At 46.4% G+C, this 15,378-nt stretch carries 15 protein-coding genes; 3 read left to right on the top strand and 12 right to left on the bottom strand.

What is annotated here, in order from left to right; genetic code table 11:
* From WBA89_RS13955 to WBA89_RS13985, 7 genes are all read right to left on the bottom strand, one after another.
* Positions 1 to 288 (bottom strand): BMC domain-containing protein (locus WBA89_RS13955; protein WP_424407324.1); only part of this gene is annotated, 288 nt, incomplete at its 3' end.
* 326 nt (positions 289 to 614) lie between these two features.
* Positions 615 to 1,298: a carbon dioxide concentrating mechanism protein gene (locus WBA89_RS13960; protein ID WP_424407326.1), complete on the bottom strand. Its 684-nt coding sequence runs from the start codon at positions 1,296 to 1,298 to the stop codon at positions 615 to 617.
* A gap of 387 nt (positions 1,299 to 1,685) precedes the next feature.
* Positions 1,686 to 3,344, bottom strand: a complete 1,659-nt coding sequence (locus WBA89_RS13965; protein ID WP_424407328.1) for a ribulose bisphosphate carboxylase small subunit — start codon at positions 3,342 to 3,344, stop codon at positions 1,686 to 1,688.
* Positions 3,345 to 3,564: 220 nt separating this feature from the next.
* Positions 3,565 to 3,870, bottom strand: a complete 306-nt coding sequence (locus WBA89_RS13970; protein WP_424407330.1) for a EutN/CcmL family microcompartment protein — start codon at positions 3,868 to 3,870, stop codon at positions 3,565 to 3,567.
* A gap of 277 nt (positions 3,871 to 4,147) precedes the next feature.
* Positions 4,148 to 4,489, bottom strand: a complete 342-nt coding sequence (locus WBA89_RS13975; protein WP_006635058.1) for a carbon dioxide-concentrating mechanism protein CcmK — start codon at positions 4,487 to 4,489, stop codon at positions 4,148 to 4,150.
* Positions 4,490 to 4,597: 108 nt separating this feature from the next.
* Complete coding sequence (locus tag WBA89_RS13980; protein ID WP_006635059.1) at positions 4,598 to 4,909, bottom strand: carbon dioxide-concentrating mechanism protein CcmK; 312 nt, start codon at positions 4,907 to 4,909, stop codon at positions 4,598 to 4,600.
* A 232-nt stretch (positions 4,910 to 5,141) separates the two neighbouring features.
* Positions 5,142 to 5,264, bottom strand: coding sequence for a hypothetical protein (locus WBA89_RS13985; protein ID WP_424407333.1), 123 nt, complete (start codon positions 5,262 to 5,264; stop codon positions 5,142 to 5,144).
* 268 nt (positions 5,265 to 5,532) lie between these two features.
* Between WBA89_RS13985 and WBA89_RS13990 the strand changes: the two genes are divergently transcribed.
* A complete protein-coding gene (locus WBA89_RS13990) occupies positions 5,533 to 7,407 on the top strand; it encodes an NAD(P)H-quinone oxidoreductase subunit F (protein ID WP_424407335.1) in 1,875 nt (624 codons plus the stop codon).
* Between the two features lie 143 nt (positions 7,408 to 7,550).
* Here the strand turns inward: WBA89_RS13990 and WBA89_RS13995 are convergent, their stop codons facing one another.
* Complete coding sequence (locus tag WBA89_RS13995) at positions 7,551 to 8,162, bottom strand: Uma2 family endonuclease (protein WP_424407349.1); 612 nt, start codon at positions 8,160 to 8,162, stop codon at positions 7,551 to 7,553.
* A gap of 140 nt (positions 8,163 to 8,302) precedes the next feature.
* Between WBA89_RS13995 and WBA89_RS14000 the strand changes: the two genes are divergently transcribed.
* Together WBA89_RS14000 and WBA89_RS14005 are read left to right on the top strand one after the other, a co-directional pair.
* Positions 8,303 to 9,817 carry an NADH-quinone oxidoreductase subunit M gene (locus tag WBA89_RS14000; protein WP_424407337.1) on the top strand — a complete coding sequence of 505 codons (1,515 nt, stop codon included), beginning with the start codon at positions 8,303 to 8,305 and terminating at the stop codon, positions 9,815 to 9,817.
* Between the two features lie 387 nt (positions 9,818 to 10,204).
* On the top strand, positions 10,205 to 11,371 hold the full coding sequence (locus WBA89_RS14005; RefSeq protein WP_424407339.1) for a CO2 hydration protein: 1,167 nt from the start codon (positions 10,205 to 10,207) through the stop codon (positions 11,369 to 11,371).
* 126 nt (positions 11,372 to 11,497) lie between these two features.
* Here WBA89_RS14005 and WBA89_RS14010 read toward each other — a convergent pair whose 3' ends face one another.
* The 4 genes from WBA89_RS14010 to WBA89_RS14025 form a co-directional block, all read right to left on the bottom strand.
* The gene (locus tag WBA89_RS14010) at positions 11,498 to 11,665 is read right to left on the bottom strand and encodes a hypothetical protein (RefSeq protein ID WP_424407341.1); all 168 of its coding nucleotides are present in this window, start codon (positions 11,663 to 11,665) and stop codon (positions 11,498 to 11,500) included.
* Positions 11,666 to 11,684: 19 nt separating this feature from the next.
* Positions 11,685 to 12,407, bottom strand: a complete 723-nt coding sequence (locus tag WBA89_RS14015) for a PHP domain-containing protein (RefSeq protein WP_424407343.1) — start codon at positions 12,405 to 12,407, stop codon at positions 11,685 to 11,687.
* A gap of 314 nt (positions 12,408 to 12,721) precedes the next feature.
* The gene (locus WBA89_RS14020) at positions 12,722 to 15,154 is read right to left on the bottom strand and encodes a protein kinase domain-containing protein (protein ID WP_424407345.1); all 2,433 of its coding nucleotides are present in this window, start codon (positions 15,152 to 15,154) and stop codon (positions 12,722 to 12,724) included.
* Between the two features lie 41 nt (positions 15,155 to 15,195).
* Positions 15,196 to 15,378 (bottom strand): hypothetical protein (locus WBA89_RS14025; protein WP_424407347.1); only part of this gene is annotated, 183 nt, incomplete at its 5' end.

Below are 15,378 nucleotides of genomic sequence, written 5' to 3' on the forward strand. Positions count from 1 at the left end.
AATCACCAATTTAGAAACAAACTGTCCGAACTGTTCGGCCGTCTGAGCTCCTGCTTCCACAGCCAAACGCACGTCGGAAATTCGCCCCCGGACGATCGCCGTACAGTGACCGGAACCTATTTTTTCGTATCCTACTAAAATCACCCCCGCCGACTTCAGCATCATGTCAGCAGTCCCGACGATTGCCGGAAAACTTTTGGTAGATACCAAGCCCAAAGCAGTGTCTTTGAAATATTCCTGGCGCTGCGAGCGATCGGGGTCTATTTTACGATCTATTTGTCCGTCCATCTTCAATTACCTTTAGAAACTTCTCAAAATTAAAATTTGTGGATAATTGTAGTTTCTCAGATGACAAGACAGACTGCACGGGCTGCAAGACACAGATTTCTGCTGCAAAGCCTTAAAAATTGCTGAGCTACCAATAATATAAGATTACCTATTTATATTTTTTGATTCTGCCTTCAGCATAGCTGGCTTTTGCATAAATTACCACGCCCCAACATTGTCAATACAAGCCCTTGACAGTTTTGAGGGTCAAGCCCAAAATTTAGACAAAATTTCAATGTCTCAGATCGATCTGCGAAATAAATCTCAAATCTCAAATCGACTTACCGCTACCCGGAACCGCCAGAGAGAGTTTGACCGTTTTCGTCCGATCGATTAAAAGCTTGCCGGTGCGGAAACAGCGTCCCCAACAGCCGATTGATGTGAGCTTGGCCGTACAGAATAGTTGGGGTCTCTGCTGGTTGGGGCTGCGGCTCGGCGGTGTCTGGCGGCGGCTCTGCGGCAGTCTCCGGCGCAGTTTGAGGCGGTGTGGGGGGATCTGCTGCTGGCGGCTCGATCGGTCGATCGACTGCTGGCGTACTAACGGAGGGAGGTTCCGGTTCCGGTTCCGGGGCTGCTTCTGCTTCTGCTTCTGCTTGTGCGGTTACTTCTGCTGGTACTTGGCGGCTGGTATCTCCGATCAGAGAACCGGCTGGCAAAATTTGCAGTTTGTCGATCGAAGGATTAATCAGGGTTGTCGCCGCGCCTATACAGGCATTTTCGCCGATCGTCCCCGCACCTACTACCAGCACCCCTGCACCCAGAATCGCGCCCGCCCCGATGTCCAGATCGCCTTCACGGGCGTGAAGGATAGCTCCCATACCGATACACGCACCGGCGGCGATCGAGATCCGACTTCCCGGATCTGCTTGCAGGATGACTCCTGGGGCGATCGCCGCACTCTCATTCACAACTACATCGCCACTCATAAAAATCTGAGAGTTGCTACTTAATTGCAGTGGCGATAAATACATTCAACTTTTTCCTGAAATGAGCTATTTTTTTAGATAAAAGGACTTTAATTTATGGGTTTTATTGACGAAAGAAAATTTAACCGCATCCATCCAATAAACGATAATTTACTAATAGTGAAAAGCTCGATCGAGACTGAATCTAAACCTAATTACGCAGGCTGAGCCTTGCGTACCTTACCGATGTAAGTAACGCATTAAACCTTTTTTGCCTAAGTTTTGTTCCGGCTTTAAGACTTTCTATAAACTTTGAGAAAATCTTAAATTTTGCCCAAAAATTCTCAATCGAGGCTTCTAACTATCTAAAATTCAACTTGAATTCCAGGGCTGGTTCTCCCATTAGCCCAACGCGAGCAGTTAACGGGAGAAACAAGCTAATTACCAGGCAAATTAAGGGCGCTGGATAATTTCTTCGAGTATGCGGCGCTTGGCCTTGGAGTCGATACCGAGCAAGCGGACGTACTCGCCGCTGTGTTCTTGGAGACAGCTTTCGAGAGCAGAAATTACTTCGGACTCGCGGTGGGAGGCGATCGGCGCGCAACTGCTCCAAGAACCGGTGCGGAAACGGCGCGCGTCGGCGTGTTCCGTGCCAATTTTGTAGCCTTGGGAGAGCAGGTTGCGGATTTGCTCGATCGTCTTGCCGGTCAAGATCCCGCTGCTGGCGACCGCACCTGTGTAAGCTTCTTTACCTTTCCCTGCTGGTGGTTTGTATCCCGATGTTGCAGCCGGCTTGGCCGATTGACCCACCGGGCCGTCGGGACGCTGAATAATTTCTTCAACCACGCGGCGCTTAGCTTTCGGGTCAATCCCGATCAAACGCACGTATTCGCCTGGGTACTGGTTCATCACAGATTCTAAAGCGGCGATCGCCTCAGATTCATTTCTCGTTTGCAGCGAAGCCCCGCTTTGCCAAGAACTGGTACGGAAGCGGCGCGCGTCGGCGTGTTCCGTCCCCACCTTGTAACCTTGACTTAGCAAGCCGCGAACAGTCGCCACTGTTTCCGCGCTCAATTTGCCGCTGGACACATAACTGGGATTGTAGTGAGAAGCTTGTGCAACCTTACCGTTAGATTTGTAAGTTTGAGTTCCGTTAGAACCGTTAGAGCCGTTTTCTCCCGGTCTTTGGATGATTTCTTCCAGTACGCGGCGCTTGGCTTTGGTGTCAATCCCGATCAAGCGGACGTATTCTCCTTGATGCTGGGTCATGCAAGCTGACAAAGCCGCCATGACTTCTGAATCGCGGGTTGAGGAAATCGGGCCGCAAGTGCGCCAAGAACCAGTACGGAAGTGTCGCGCGTCGGCGTGTTCGGCTCCCACGCTGTATCCTTGGGCTAGTAAATTGCGGATGCTATCGGCAAGAGTTGAACTCAATTGCGTGCCGGTGTGGGTAGAATAATTCATTGGAGTGATATTTGAGTTTTTAGCTTGCTCGTTGCGAATTGGTGCTAGACAGGCAATGTTGTCAGCGCAGCGATAACCCGTTCTCAGAGCGTCGTTGATGCCGATGACGTGGGTCGCAAATTTTACATCTGAATCTAGAACATCTGGCAAGCGATCGGCTTGCTGCTGATTGGTAATGACGGCTCCCGAAGGTATGTACTTACCCGCGGGAATCTCCACATCTTGAATCAATACGTGCATCATCACAATGCAGCCGTCGCCCACTCTGGCATTGAACACCGTAGAGCGAAAACCGATAAAGCAGTCGTCGCCCACGTAGGCAGGGCCGTGAATTAAACTCATGTGGGTGAGGGAAGTATTTTTCCCCACCCACACAGAATAAGATTTGTCGTCGTCTCCTTTGACTCGGCCTTGTTCTAGGCCGTGAATCACTACTCCGTCTTGAATGTTGCTTCCTTCTCCGATATAAAAAGGAGTGCCTTCATCGGCGCGGATAGATGTTCCGGGGGCAATCATCACATTAGAACCGATATGCACATCCCCAATAATGTTAGAAAAGGAATGTACGTAGGCGGTATCGTGAATTTTGGGCTCAGCCAAGTTTTTCGACCAAGGCGTCGGGGGAGCCGCAACGTTGCGGACTGCCATAAATTAAGTTCTCCTAAGCTGAAAAATTTTTTTGTTAGTTGTTAGTTGTTAGTTGTTAGTTGTTAGTTGTTAGTTGTTAGTTGTTAGTTGTTAGTTGTTAGTTGTTAGCTGTTCACTGTTCACTGTTCACTGTCAACTGTTCACTGTTCACTGCCAACTGCCAACTGTCAACTGCCAACTGCCAACTGTCAACTGTCAACTGCCAACTGTCAACTGCCAACTAGCGGTACGGGTCGTCTTTTTTACTGTAAATGAGGCGGTTTTCTACATTGACAGTATCTATAATGCCTACTACCAGAGCATCGATCGGACGGTTTTCGCTTCCGGGCGCGATCCGGGCTGCGCTGCCTTTGGTCACTAAAACCCATTCATCGATACCAGCGCCCACACAGTCAGCGGCTACCTCATATCCGGGAAGTGGCGAACCTTCTTCATTGATGAATTGCAGCAGTAGAAATTTCGATCCTCTCAGCGTCGGCTCTTTTTGGGTACTGACAACTGTGCCGAGAACTTTGGCCATTTGCATTTTAGGTAATTGGTAATTGGTAATTGGTAACTGTCATTTTTACGCTGTCACTTGTCTTTTTTAAATTAGCTTTCCTCAGTCCGATGTCTGCTTAATAGAGTTTTTCGTCTAGTAACTAATGACTCGTGACTAATGACTGATGACCGATCGCTAACAACCAATATCCCATGCCCGCATCAATTAAAAATTAAAAATGCTAAATCAAAAACTTCGCGCTTTTTAATTTTTAATTTTTAATTTTTAATTCCCAAACGCCCCTAACAGCCGATCGCCCGTCTTAAGATCTGTTGAGGGGGCGAATGCCGCTGACGCCTTCGCGGAACTGTTCTACAGCTTCGGTATAGCGAATGGGTAGCACGTACTCCAAGTTTTCGTGAGGGCGGGCGATAATGTGGGTGGACATCACTTGTCCGCCGTTAACGCGCTTCACCGACTCTACTCCAGCGGCGACGGAAGCTTGCACTTCCGAGACATCTCCTCTTACAATGACTGTAACGCGAGCGCTACCGATTTTTTCGTACCCTACCAAGGTGACGCGGGCTGCTTTGACCATTGCGTCTGCTGCTTCCACGACTGCGGGGAAGCCTAGGGTTTCGATCATGCCAACTGCAATTGCCATTGGTTTTACTCCTGATTGAATATTTGGCGAACTAAACTGTTAATTTTTGACGGCCGCGCTGATTTTCGTCCAACTTTTGGTCAAACCAAATTTCCGTGCGCGTCGAACTTAGTAGCCTCGGAACTGTTCTACTGCTTCTGTATAACGAATTGGTAGAACGTATTCTAGGTTTTCGTGGGGGCGAGCGATGATGTGGGTAGAGACGACTTCTCCGCCGTTCACCCGCTTGACGGATTCCACTCCGGCTGCGACTGAGGCTTGGACTTCCGACACGTTGCCGCGCACAATTACGGTGACGCGGGCGCTGCCGATTTTTTCATAGCCCACGAGGGTAACGCGAGCAGCTTTAACCATAGCATCGGCAGCTTCCACAACGGCGGGAAAACCTTTTGTCTCAATCATTCCCACGGCTATTGACATTTTTGAATCTCCAATTTAAGCATGAGCGGATTTACCGTTACAAATCTTTGATAAATCTAAAAATTTGGACGGGGGGGGCCACATTATTCAGGAATGCAGTGTAAAGCTTCCTATCCTTACAGAATAGGGGAACCTGTCCACCTTGACAATATAATCTAACATCATAATGTTTAATAACAAAAATTAAAAATTTTTATGATACTTAAAAAAAATTAATATTTATTTAATAATCTTAATATTCAGAGGAGTAGATGTCGGTGGCGATCGGGAGTCGAGTGAGTAAAAATACCTGTAAAGTAGAGTTCGGTAGGTGAAGGCTGGGTCGATCGATGTTGGGCAATTTGGGAATTTCCAAAGAGGGGATCGCGAGCAAACAGGCAAAAAAGGCAGTCTCAACCAATCTGCAGGCTTTTTTCTTTGATTGCCAATTCTGAAAAAACAGTAAATTTGTATTCAGATAATTATCATTTTTGATAGTTTAATGTATAGTTAATTTTAGGTAAAAATTATTTTGCCAGAACTATACGATCGAGTTTAGTCAAAGTTTTAGGGTGCCGCGCGATCGCCTGGAACTGCTTTTGGATCGAGGCAGCCAGTAATGTGAAGTTTAAGGAATAAATTAAATGACTGAATTTCTCCTCCAAGCCTGTTGGTGGGTTCCTTTGTATGGCTTAATTGGAGCAATTTTAACTTTGCCGTGGTCTACGGGAACAGTTCGCAAAACAGGGCCGAGACCCGCAGCTTACTTCAATTTGTTGATGACTGTATTGGCTTTCATCCACGGGTCAGTAATTTTTAGAGCAACCTGGGATCGACCGCCCCAACAGTTGCTCGTACACTGGGTGCAAGCAGCAGATCTAGATTTGTCTTTTGCCATAGAAATCTCCGCGATCAGCGTCGGAGCAATGGAGCTAGTTACAGTTCTGAGTTTGCTAGCACAAATTTACGCTCTCGGCTACATGGAAAAAGACTGGGCGCTAGCTCGATTTTTTGGGCTGCTGGGTTTTTTTGAAGGAGCAATTAGCGGCATTGCCATTAGCGACTCGCTGCTGCTAACTTACGGTTTGTTGGAACTGCTGACACTTTCAACTTATTTGCTAGTAGGGTTTTGGTACGCTCAACCGCTAGTAGTAACGGCCGCTAGAGATGCGTTTTTAACAAAGCGTGTAGGAGACGTACCGCTGCTGATGGGAGTAGTGACGCTTTCTACTTTAGCGGGAAGTTTGAATTTTTCCGATTTAGAAACATGGGCGGAAACTGCAACTTTGTCTCCTTTGGTAGCGACTCTTTTAGGTTTGGCTTTAATTGCTGCACCTACAGCCAAGTGCGCTCAATTTCCGTTCCATTTGTGGCTTGACGAGGCGATGGAAGGGCCCAACCCGGCTTCGATTATGCGGAATACGGTTGTTGTAGGTGCTGGCGCTTATATTTTGATTAAACTTCAGCCTGTTTTAGCGCTGTCGCCGATAACTGGTGTGGTGTTGGTGGTTTTGGGTGCGGTGACGGCGGTTGGTGCTTCCTTGGTGGCGATCGCCCAAATCGACATCAAAAGAGCATTATCGCATTCTACCAGCGCTTCTTTGGGTTTAGTGTTTATCGCGGTGGGGCTCAATGAAGTTGACATTGCTTTGCTGCTGCTGTTCACGCACTCGATCGCCAAAGGACTATTATTCATGAGCGTAGGGTCAGTGATTCTGACAACCAACACTCAAGATTTAACAGAAATGGGTGGGTTGTGGTCAAAGATGCCTGCCACGACAATGGCTTATTTAGTAGGCGCTTCAGGGATGGTAGCGCTATTACCAATGGGTAACTTTTGGGCGATGCGGCGCTGGCTCAACGGTTTTTGGACAGTGCCCTTGTGGTTGGTAGTTGTATTGCTTTTGGTTAATTGTTTAACAGCCCTAAATTTAACTCGCGTATTCGGTTTAGTATTTGTGGGAAAACCGCAGCCGAAAACTCGCAGAGCTCCAGAAGTCGGTTGGACTATGGCTTTACCGATGGTAACTTTGACGGCGATCGGGCTGTTAGTCCCTTGGATGTTGCAGCGGTGGCAACTGTTAATTAGTTGGACTGGGCCTTGGGCGGAAACTGGAGATTTTGATACTTTAAATTTGCTGTTGAAGACTCTGGAAGTTCCGCTTTTAATGCTATCTGGCTTGATTGGCGTTGCGGTTGGGGTGGCGATTTATTGGTACGGGGTTTTACCTAGACCGGTGCGGCTGCCGGTGCCTGTGCTGCAGGATTTGTTTGCTTACGACTTTTATATCGATCGAGTTTACCGCTTGACTGTAGTTTGGGCCGTGGCTTCTATTGCTCAAATCAGCGCTTGGACTGACAAGTACGTGGTAGACGGGGCGGTGAATTTGTTCGGTTTTGCTACAATTTTAAGCGGTGAAGGGTTGAAGTACACCGGTACGGGTCAATCGCAGTTTTATGTGTTGACTATTGCGGGGGGGGTTGCTGTGTTGCTGGCGCTGATTATTTGGCAGTTCTAAACTGCTGGTGATGGCAGATGAATTTATTCTGGGTTTGTCTGCTTTGGCTCTAGTTTTGTTTAATTTTTAACCGCAGATATCAGCGGATGAACGCGGATGAACGCAGATGATTTTATTCGGGTTTGTCTGCTTTGTTTCTAGGTTTACTCGAATTCTATCGGCCACAATTCTGTCACCGCCACTTCCCAACCGGGCAAAAGTTCGGGAATTGAAATCGTGTCGCCGTCTCTCAATACAACTGGCTCGGCTGTAGGAGTGTAAATTGTTACTGTGCGCTTGTCTGGGTCGATTAATATTCCTACTTTTGCTCCGAGTTTGATAAATGATAAAATTTTTTCTCGGAGGGGTTTGAGGCGATCGGACTGAGATTTGATTTCTACAACTAAGTCGGGAACGAGTTCGGCAAAATACCTTTTACTTTGTTTGAGGCGCGAGGCTGTCACAAACGAAACATCGGGAACTCTCAGATCGGAATTGGGGAGAATAAACCCGCCGCTAGATTCAAACACTCGTCCGAGTTTGCGCGGTTTGACCCAGTTTAGTAAAAGTCTGACTAACTCTGCCCCAATTTCGCTCGATACAATGTCCGATCCGCCCATAATGATAATCTTCCCGTCTACGAGTTCTAATTGGTAGTCTAGCTGTGCTTCCGAGAGTATACCTTGCAGTTGTTCCAAGTCGGCAACTGTGAGGCGGGTGGAAGGAATTGCCGATCGAATTTGCAAATCTTCCCGGTCTGCGAGACTTTCTGTAATACTTGAGGTCATGGGACGGTTCCAAATACATCTCAAGCTATGTTAACAAAAAAAATCAGCCGATCGCTTCTTTGTGCAGTTAGTTTGCGTTACTGTTAAATATAGTTCTAAAAGCTGCGTAACAAGGGAAGTTTTAATTGATGCTCAGTGCTTTAATCTGGATACCAATGTTGGCTGCCGCTCTGATTGGGTTCTGGCCCGGTGCGGTGAGTTCTAAAATAGTTCGGAATACTTCGCTCGCTATTGCGGGCGTAACTTTTATTCTGTCGGTGATTTTGGCATTTCAATTTGATGTCGGTACGAGTGAGTTGCAGTTTTCGGAATTTGTTCCTTGGCTCGATACTTTGGGATTGAATTACAATCTCGGCGTTGATGGTTTGTCTCTACCTTTGGTAATTTTAAATACTCTGCTGACAGGGGTAGCGATTTACGCTACGGATGAGTCTATCCGCAGACCTCGACTTTATTATTCTTTGATGCTGTTAATTAGTGGCGGCGTAACCGGGGCTTTTTTATCTCAAAACTTGCTGCTATTTTTCCTGTTTTTTGAGATAGAATTGATTCCGCTTTACTTGTTGATTGCGATTTGGGGCGGCGAGCGCCGGGGTTATGCTGCTACTAAGTTTTTAATCTATACTGCATTTTCTGGCATGGTGTTGCTGGCTTCTTTCTTGGGAACTGTTTGGCTCAGCGGTGCTTCTAGTTTCGATATGGTTGGTGCAGCGGGTACATCGCATTTGCAAGGTGGATTGCCTTTACCTTTGGTGAGGCAAATTATTTTACTGGCTGGGGTGTTGCTGGCTTTTGGAATTAAGATGCCTTTGGTGCCTTTTCATACTTGGCTGCCGGATGCTCACGTAGAAGCTTCGACTCCTGTTTCTGTGCTGTTGGCGGGGGTGCTGTTGAAGTTGGGAACCTACGGGATGCTGCGCTTTGGTTTGGGTTTGTTCCCGGATGCGTGGGCGGTGGCTGCGCCTTGGTTGGCGAGTTGGGCGGTGGTAAGCGTGCTTTACGGGGCGAGTTGCGCGATCGCCCAAAAAGATATGAAAAAAATTGTAGCTTACAGTTCGATCGCTCACATGGGCTACATTTTGTTAGCTAGCGCCGCAGCTACTCCGATTAGTCTGTTGGGAACTGTTTTGCAAATGGTTAGCCACGGTTTAATTTCGGGGCTGCTATTTTTGAGTGTCGGTATTGTTTACAAAAAATCCGGCAGCCGCAACATCGACGTGCTCAAAGGTTTGTTTAATCCCGATCGCGGTTTACCGATGATTGGCAGCTTAATGATCCTCGGCGTGATGGCTAGTGCCGGCATTCCGGGGTTATCGGGATTTATTGCTGAATTCTTGATTTTTCGGGGCAGTTTACCAGTGTTTCCCGTGCAAACTTTGCTCTGCATGATCGGCACTGGTTTGACTTCAGTTTACTTTTTAATTATGGTCAACCGCGCCTTTTTCGGCCGCCTTTCCGATTTGGTGGTGAATTTGCCACAAGTCCGCTGGCGCGATCGCATTCCTTCGCTGGTTTTAGCAATAATTATCGCTATCATGGGAGTGCAGCCGGGAGTTTTACTTGGCTTGAGCGAGAAAACTGCGATCGCAATTGTATCGGCTGTACCCGCTCAAGTTAAAACGATCGCTCACAACTTGAATTGATACAGCACTTTTCAGGTAAGCCATTGTAGGGACAAAGGCTTTCGCCCATAGGTGTCAACAACCAGGTCAAATCTAGCCAGAGATTGCTGGCAAGACTATTCAATCTAGATCCCCCCTAGCCCCCCTTAAGAAGGGGGGGACAGGAAGCCTCTTTAAGTCAACCCCTACTCCCCTTCTTAAGGGGGATTTAGGGGGATCTGGACTCGGATATAAACGAGATTTCTCAAGGGTTTTAGGCTTAAGTTGACACGACGAAAGGCTCTTGGAGTGTCCCTACGGGGCTGGATCGATAGGCTTCCTTCTTCACATCGATCTTCTATCCATTACATCCGTTACATCCGTTAAAAAATCCGTTGCCGAACTTCCTGAAATTAAGATTCAAATCAAATGACAAGTACCATATTAAAACCGTCTGCCCATCCTCTATCAGCATACATTGATATCTTGGAATCAGGCAAAGCTCTACTGCCTGAGTCCGAGGAAAACCTAGTAGAAGTTATTGGCGTTCTCAAGAGTTATGGTATAGTTCTAGATGCCTATTCTCGCAATCTGAACTACATCGCTGAAGAACAATTTTTAGTGCTTTTTCCCTTTTTTAAATATTTCAATGGAGAGGTGACGCTGCCAAAAATAATCCGCTATTTGTGGCACGATCGCATAAATTTTGAGTACGCCGAATATTGCATGAGAACAATGCTTTGGCACGGTGGTGGCGGTTTGGATAGTTATTTGGATTCGCCGGAATTTAGCAGTTTGACACAAAAGGCGATCGCAGCTAAACTGAAAGGCAATTTTTTGATGCAGGGACTGCACAAAGTCTTCCCTAATTTTTTGCCAGAACAAATACGGATGCTGTCTTATTACAGCGGGCTGGGTCAGTTTTGGCGGGTAATGAGCGATTTGTTTATTAATTTGTCCGATCGCTACGAAGCAGGTGAAATTAAGTCGATCGCAGACGTAGTTGATTTTATCTTAGCAGGTTTGGTCGGTGCCGCCAGTCTACCAATTACCTACAGCGTCAAGATTGGCGATCGAGACTACGATATCATTCCAGCCTCGGCTAACTTAACATTTTTAGCAGATGTAGCAGTGCCTTATGTAGAGGCAATTTTCTTTCGAGGTACTGCATTTTTCGGAGTAGTTTCATACAACGCCCAAGCACATCAAATCCCCGAAGAACAAAAAGATTTTGGCTACGGGGCCTTATTTGCTGACCCTTTGCCGATCGGAGGCGCAGGCATTCCGCCCACTCAATTGATGCAAGATATGCGGCATTTTCTGCCGGATTATTTGCAAGAAATTTACCGCAGTAGCTGTCGCGGCGAAGACGATGTGCGCGTGCAAATTTGCCAAAGTTTTCAGAAGTCGATGTTTTGCGTGACGACGGCGACTATTTTGGGTTTAGCACCTCATCCGATGAATACCTCAGATCCAGAGGAAAAAAAGGCTAATCGGGCTTATTTGGAAGGTTGGATGGATCGATTTGGCAATTCTCGTTTGGAGTGGGCAAATCAGCCAACTAACAGATCCTGTCAGTTGTTCCCAGAACGTTAGTCATCAGTCATTAGTCATTAGTCATTAGTCATCAGTCATTAGTCATTAGTCATTAGTCATTAGTCATTAGTCATTAGTCATTAGTCATTAATTAACAGTCCCCAATCAACAGTTAACAGTTAACAGTCAACAGTCAACAGTCAACAATTCCCAATTCCCAATTCCCAATCCCCAATTCCCAATTCCCAATCCCCAATTCCCAATTCCCAATCCCCAATTCCCAATTCCCAATTCCCAATTCCCAATTCCCAATCCCCAATTTCCAATTCCCAATTCCCAATTCCCAATTCCCAATTCCCAATTCCCCCAACTCCTAGATTCGGACTAAAAAATTCAGGCCGTGAGAGTCGGTGCCGCAAGTTCCCAACAAACCGTAAGTTTCTGCTAAATCCTTGACTAAAGCAGTTTGTTTGTGGCTCGGTTTCCAAGGATTGGGATTAGCGTAAGCATAGTAAGTTTCTACGCCGTCAATGCCGAAACGGGCTGCTTCTGGGATGAGTTGATCGGCGGTCGATCGATAGCGGCAAGGATGTGCGAGAACTGCTAAACCTCCTGCTTCCTGAATAGCTTCAATTACCCTGGCTGCTGGATAATAAGCGCTGCCGGCCGTACCTCTATCCCCTCGCAAGTAAGGTGCGAGACTGGGATGTTCTGGATCGAAGGCGTAAGCGAGAATGTGTACGTCGTTGTTGAGTAATTCAGCATTAATTTCAGCTCCTGTCCAAAGAGTCGGTGCAGCGCTAATTTTGTCGGGATGGTTTAATTTCCAATTATCCAGCCAGATTTGAGCTCGATCGTAGCCTTTGGTGGTGTGGTGGTCGGTGATAGCTAAGCCTTTGAGACCGACGGCTACGGCTTGTTCCATCACATTCTCTGCTTGCGATCGCCCGTCGGAGTTAACTGTGTGGATGTGAAAGTTATAGAAACCCGGACAGCTATCGGTATTTATTGTCTGCAAGACTTGTTTGAGCGCCAAAACGTTCTGGGCTTCTGGTTTGAGGCTAGAAGCGGTGGAGGGAGCGAGATTGACAGTCATAAGCGTTATTATAAAAAAAACTAGCTTTGTTTAATATATCTAATAAATGGATATCTTGCACCTGTGGCGATCGCCATAGGTGGTCGCGGGTTTGTGAGGCGATCGACTTGAGGCAATTATGCTTAGTAAAACCCACCCTTATAGGTTGGTTGAGAAGGGCACAAGATATGAATTCAATCCCGCATCTTGCCAGACGATCGGTCTATAATTTTACCCCGGGACGGGGACAGGTTTATGAGATGATTGATTTGAGGTAATTATGGTTGGTAAAACCCCCCCTTATAGGTTGGTTGAGAATGCCACAAGATATGAATTCAATCGCACTTTAAACCTCCCGCTGCGGCTGTCGGAAATTCGATCGGCACAAAAGTCAGGCCAAATTTTTCTCTAGCACACGGAACAATATGCGCCACTCCTTTAGGAGGGTTTTTCCGATTTCCAGTCTTTGAGTCAAACTCAATTATACCCGTAGCTCCCTCGGCTTGAAAGTTGGGAGCTGCTAAAGTTTTTTGCATTCCTTCGCGGCTGGGTTCCGGCTGCATTTCTAGGGCTTTAATCAGCGTCTTGGCGGCATCGTAGGTCAAGGCAGATCGAGTGTTGACCGGGCCTCCCCACAATTTTTCAGCGTTTAGCGGAAACTTTTTGTCAAAACTGATTAACGGATGCCAAAATACGGATACGCCGAGTTTTTTTACAGATTTTAGTTGTTTGGCTAATTCTAGGGTTCTCGGTTCGTACAGCGTCCAGGGGGCGACAATCCAATTGCGATCGTTATTAGCTTTAATCGTTTCGATCGCGTTTTCCAGGGAATTAGTGACTTGACCGTCGGGAATTAGAAGTAAAGCTGTTTTTGGGGTTTTCTCAACTTCTTCGATTGCAGCTTCGGCGTTAAAATTATTTTTAGATAAATCGTAATAGTTACTGCTTCTAAAAGTCGTTCCTCCTTTGGCTTCAAATTGTTGTTTAAATTCTTCCCACAAAGAAGCGCTGAACGGACTGTTGGGATTGTAAAAAACTGCCGCTCGTTTTTGCCCTACTTTCAATAGTTGATTTACCAAAGCTTCAGCTTCGATGCTAGTTGTCGGAGCAGTCCGAAAGAAATATTTTCGGGGTTTTCGGGTCAGTTCTTCTGTTGTGCTTCCCGGAGAAATTGCGACGAGTTTATTTCGATTGTAAATATCTACTGTTTCTACGGTCATGTCGCTGGTATAGTGTCCGATGACTGCTATAATATCTGGCTGAGCGACGAGGTAATTTGCTCTTTGCTTGGCGTAGGATTTGATATTGCCGTCATCAGCAATGATGACTTTGAGACCTTTTCCTTTAATCGCTTTTGGTTCGAGAAAGCCTTGACCGGGAAAGTCTTTATTGCTATCATTGGCAGGGAGGATACCTAAATTAACTTCGGTTTGAGCTTGACCAATGCCTCGCAGCAGTTCTTCTGCTAAGTTGGCGTTCTGAATGCTGCCGTCTAGATTTCTGCGGATGGGAACAACAATTGCGATCGTGTAATATTCTGCATTGATTGCTTCGAGCAGAGCATTGTTGATGTAAATTAAAGTTTCTGGATCTCTGCGGTCTTCTCGCCAGGACTGTTTGAGCAATTTTAAAGCTTCGGGATAATTTGGTTCGGCAAATTCATTAATTCCCCTTTGTTTTGACCACAGGGCGAAGGTTTGGACTAGGAGTTTTTCGCCGGAACTTACACCGTCGGGGGAGGATGCAGCTAGCGGTTGCTGCGGCCCGAATCTGGGAATTAGCGGGGAAATTTTGGGGATTAAAAGTACGATCGCCAATACAGCGACAAGTCCCGTAAATCCGAACAACAACGGGCGCAGGTGCTGTCTCACAAATTGGATCGGCAACTCGATAAAGTCCGGTGGTTGTTGTGGCGGTGGCGAATCCAAGGCTTCCAATACCTCAGTAGCGGATTGGTAGCGCTGCTGAAAGTGGAAGCGCACCATTTTATTTAAAATATTTCTTAGACCATCGCTAATTTGTAACATCCGTCGATCTGATGTTGAATAATCCCAGACAATTTCGCAAGTATTGGGGTCTTGTGGCAGATTTCTGGGAGACTGTCCAGTAAGAGCTTGAATAGCCAGAATTCCTACTGTATAAATATCATTGTAAGGTTGCGGGGCAGACCGCGGATTGTATTGTTCTGCCGGCATATAACCATTTGTGCCGATCGCCTGTGATGTCAATATTTCGCCTGTACTGTTAGATGTCAAGGTGCTGATTTCTTTGACTGCTCCAAAATCAATCAGAACAATTTTACGATTTTGTGTGCGCCGAATTAAGTTAGAAGGTGTGATATCGCGGTGAACAATATTTGCTTTGTGAATAAAACTTAAAATTTCTATAATTTCTCGTAAAAAGGCGATCGTCTGTGTTTCGTTCCACTGCTGGCCTTGAGTGAGTCCTTGAGTGAGGGGAGTTCCTTGAATGTATTCTTGAACTAAGTAAAAATGGCCGTTTTCTTCAAAGCGATCGAATAATTCGGGAATGCGCGAGTCTTTTCCTAAAAGATGCAAAGCGCTAGCTTCCCTTTGAAATCGGTTTCTTGCTCTTTCCAATACTAGGGGATTTTCTGATTGAGGAAAAGGAATTTCCTTAATCACGCACGGGGGCTTTGCGGGGTTTTGTAGATATTCGGCTTTATAGGTTACGGCAAATCCTCCCTGTCCTAATCGATCGATGATTTTGTAGCGTTCGGCCAGTTCCTCTCCGGGTTTGAGACACATAAATTTTATAATATCTGTTGGGGCGCGATCGTTGATGTTGATTATAATACCAAATCTGGGTTCGCTACGTTATTTATGGGAATCGGCGGTTTAAAATCATCTGCTGCACCATTCTCAAGAACGGGCAAGATGCCCGTTCCACAAAAATTAATTTTTCTTGTGGAACAGGCATCTTGCCTGTTCCTACTCTCAAAACAAACAAAAATTAATTTTTCTTGTGGAAC

The sequence above is a fragment of the Microcoleus sp. genome (assembly GCF_049646505.1).
Classification (GTDB): Bacteria; Cyanobacteriota; Cyanobacteriia; order Cyanobacteriales; family Microcoleaceae; genus Microcoleus.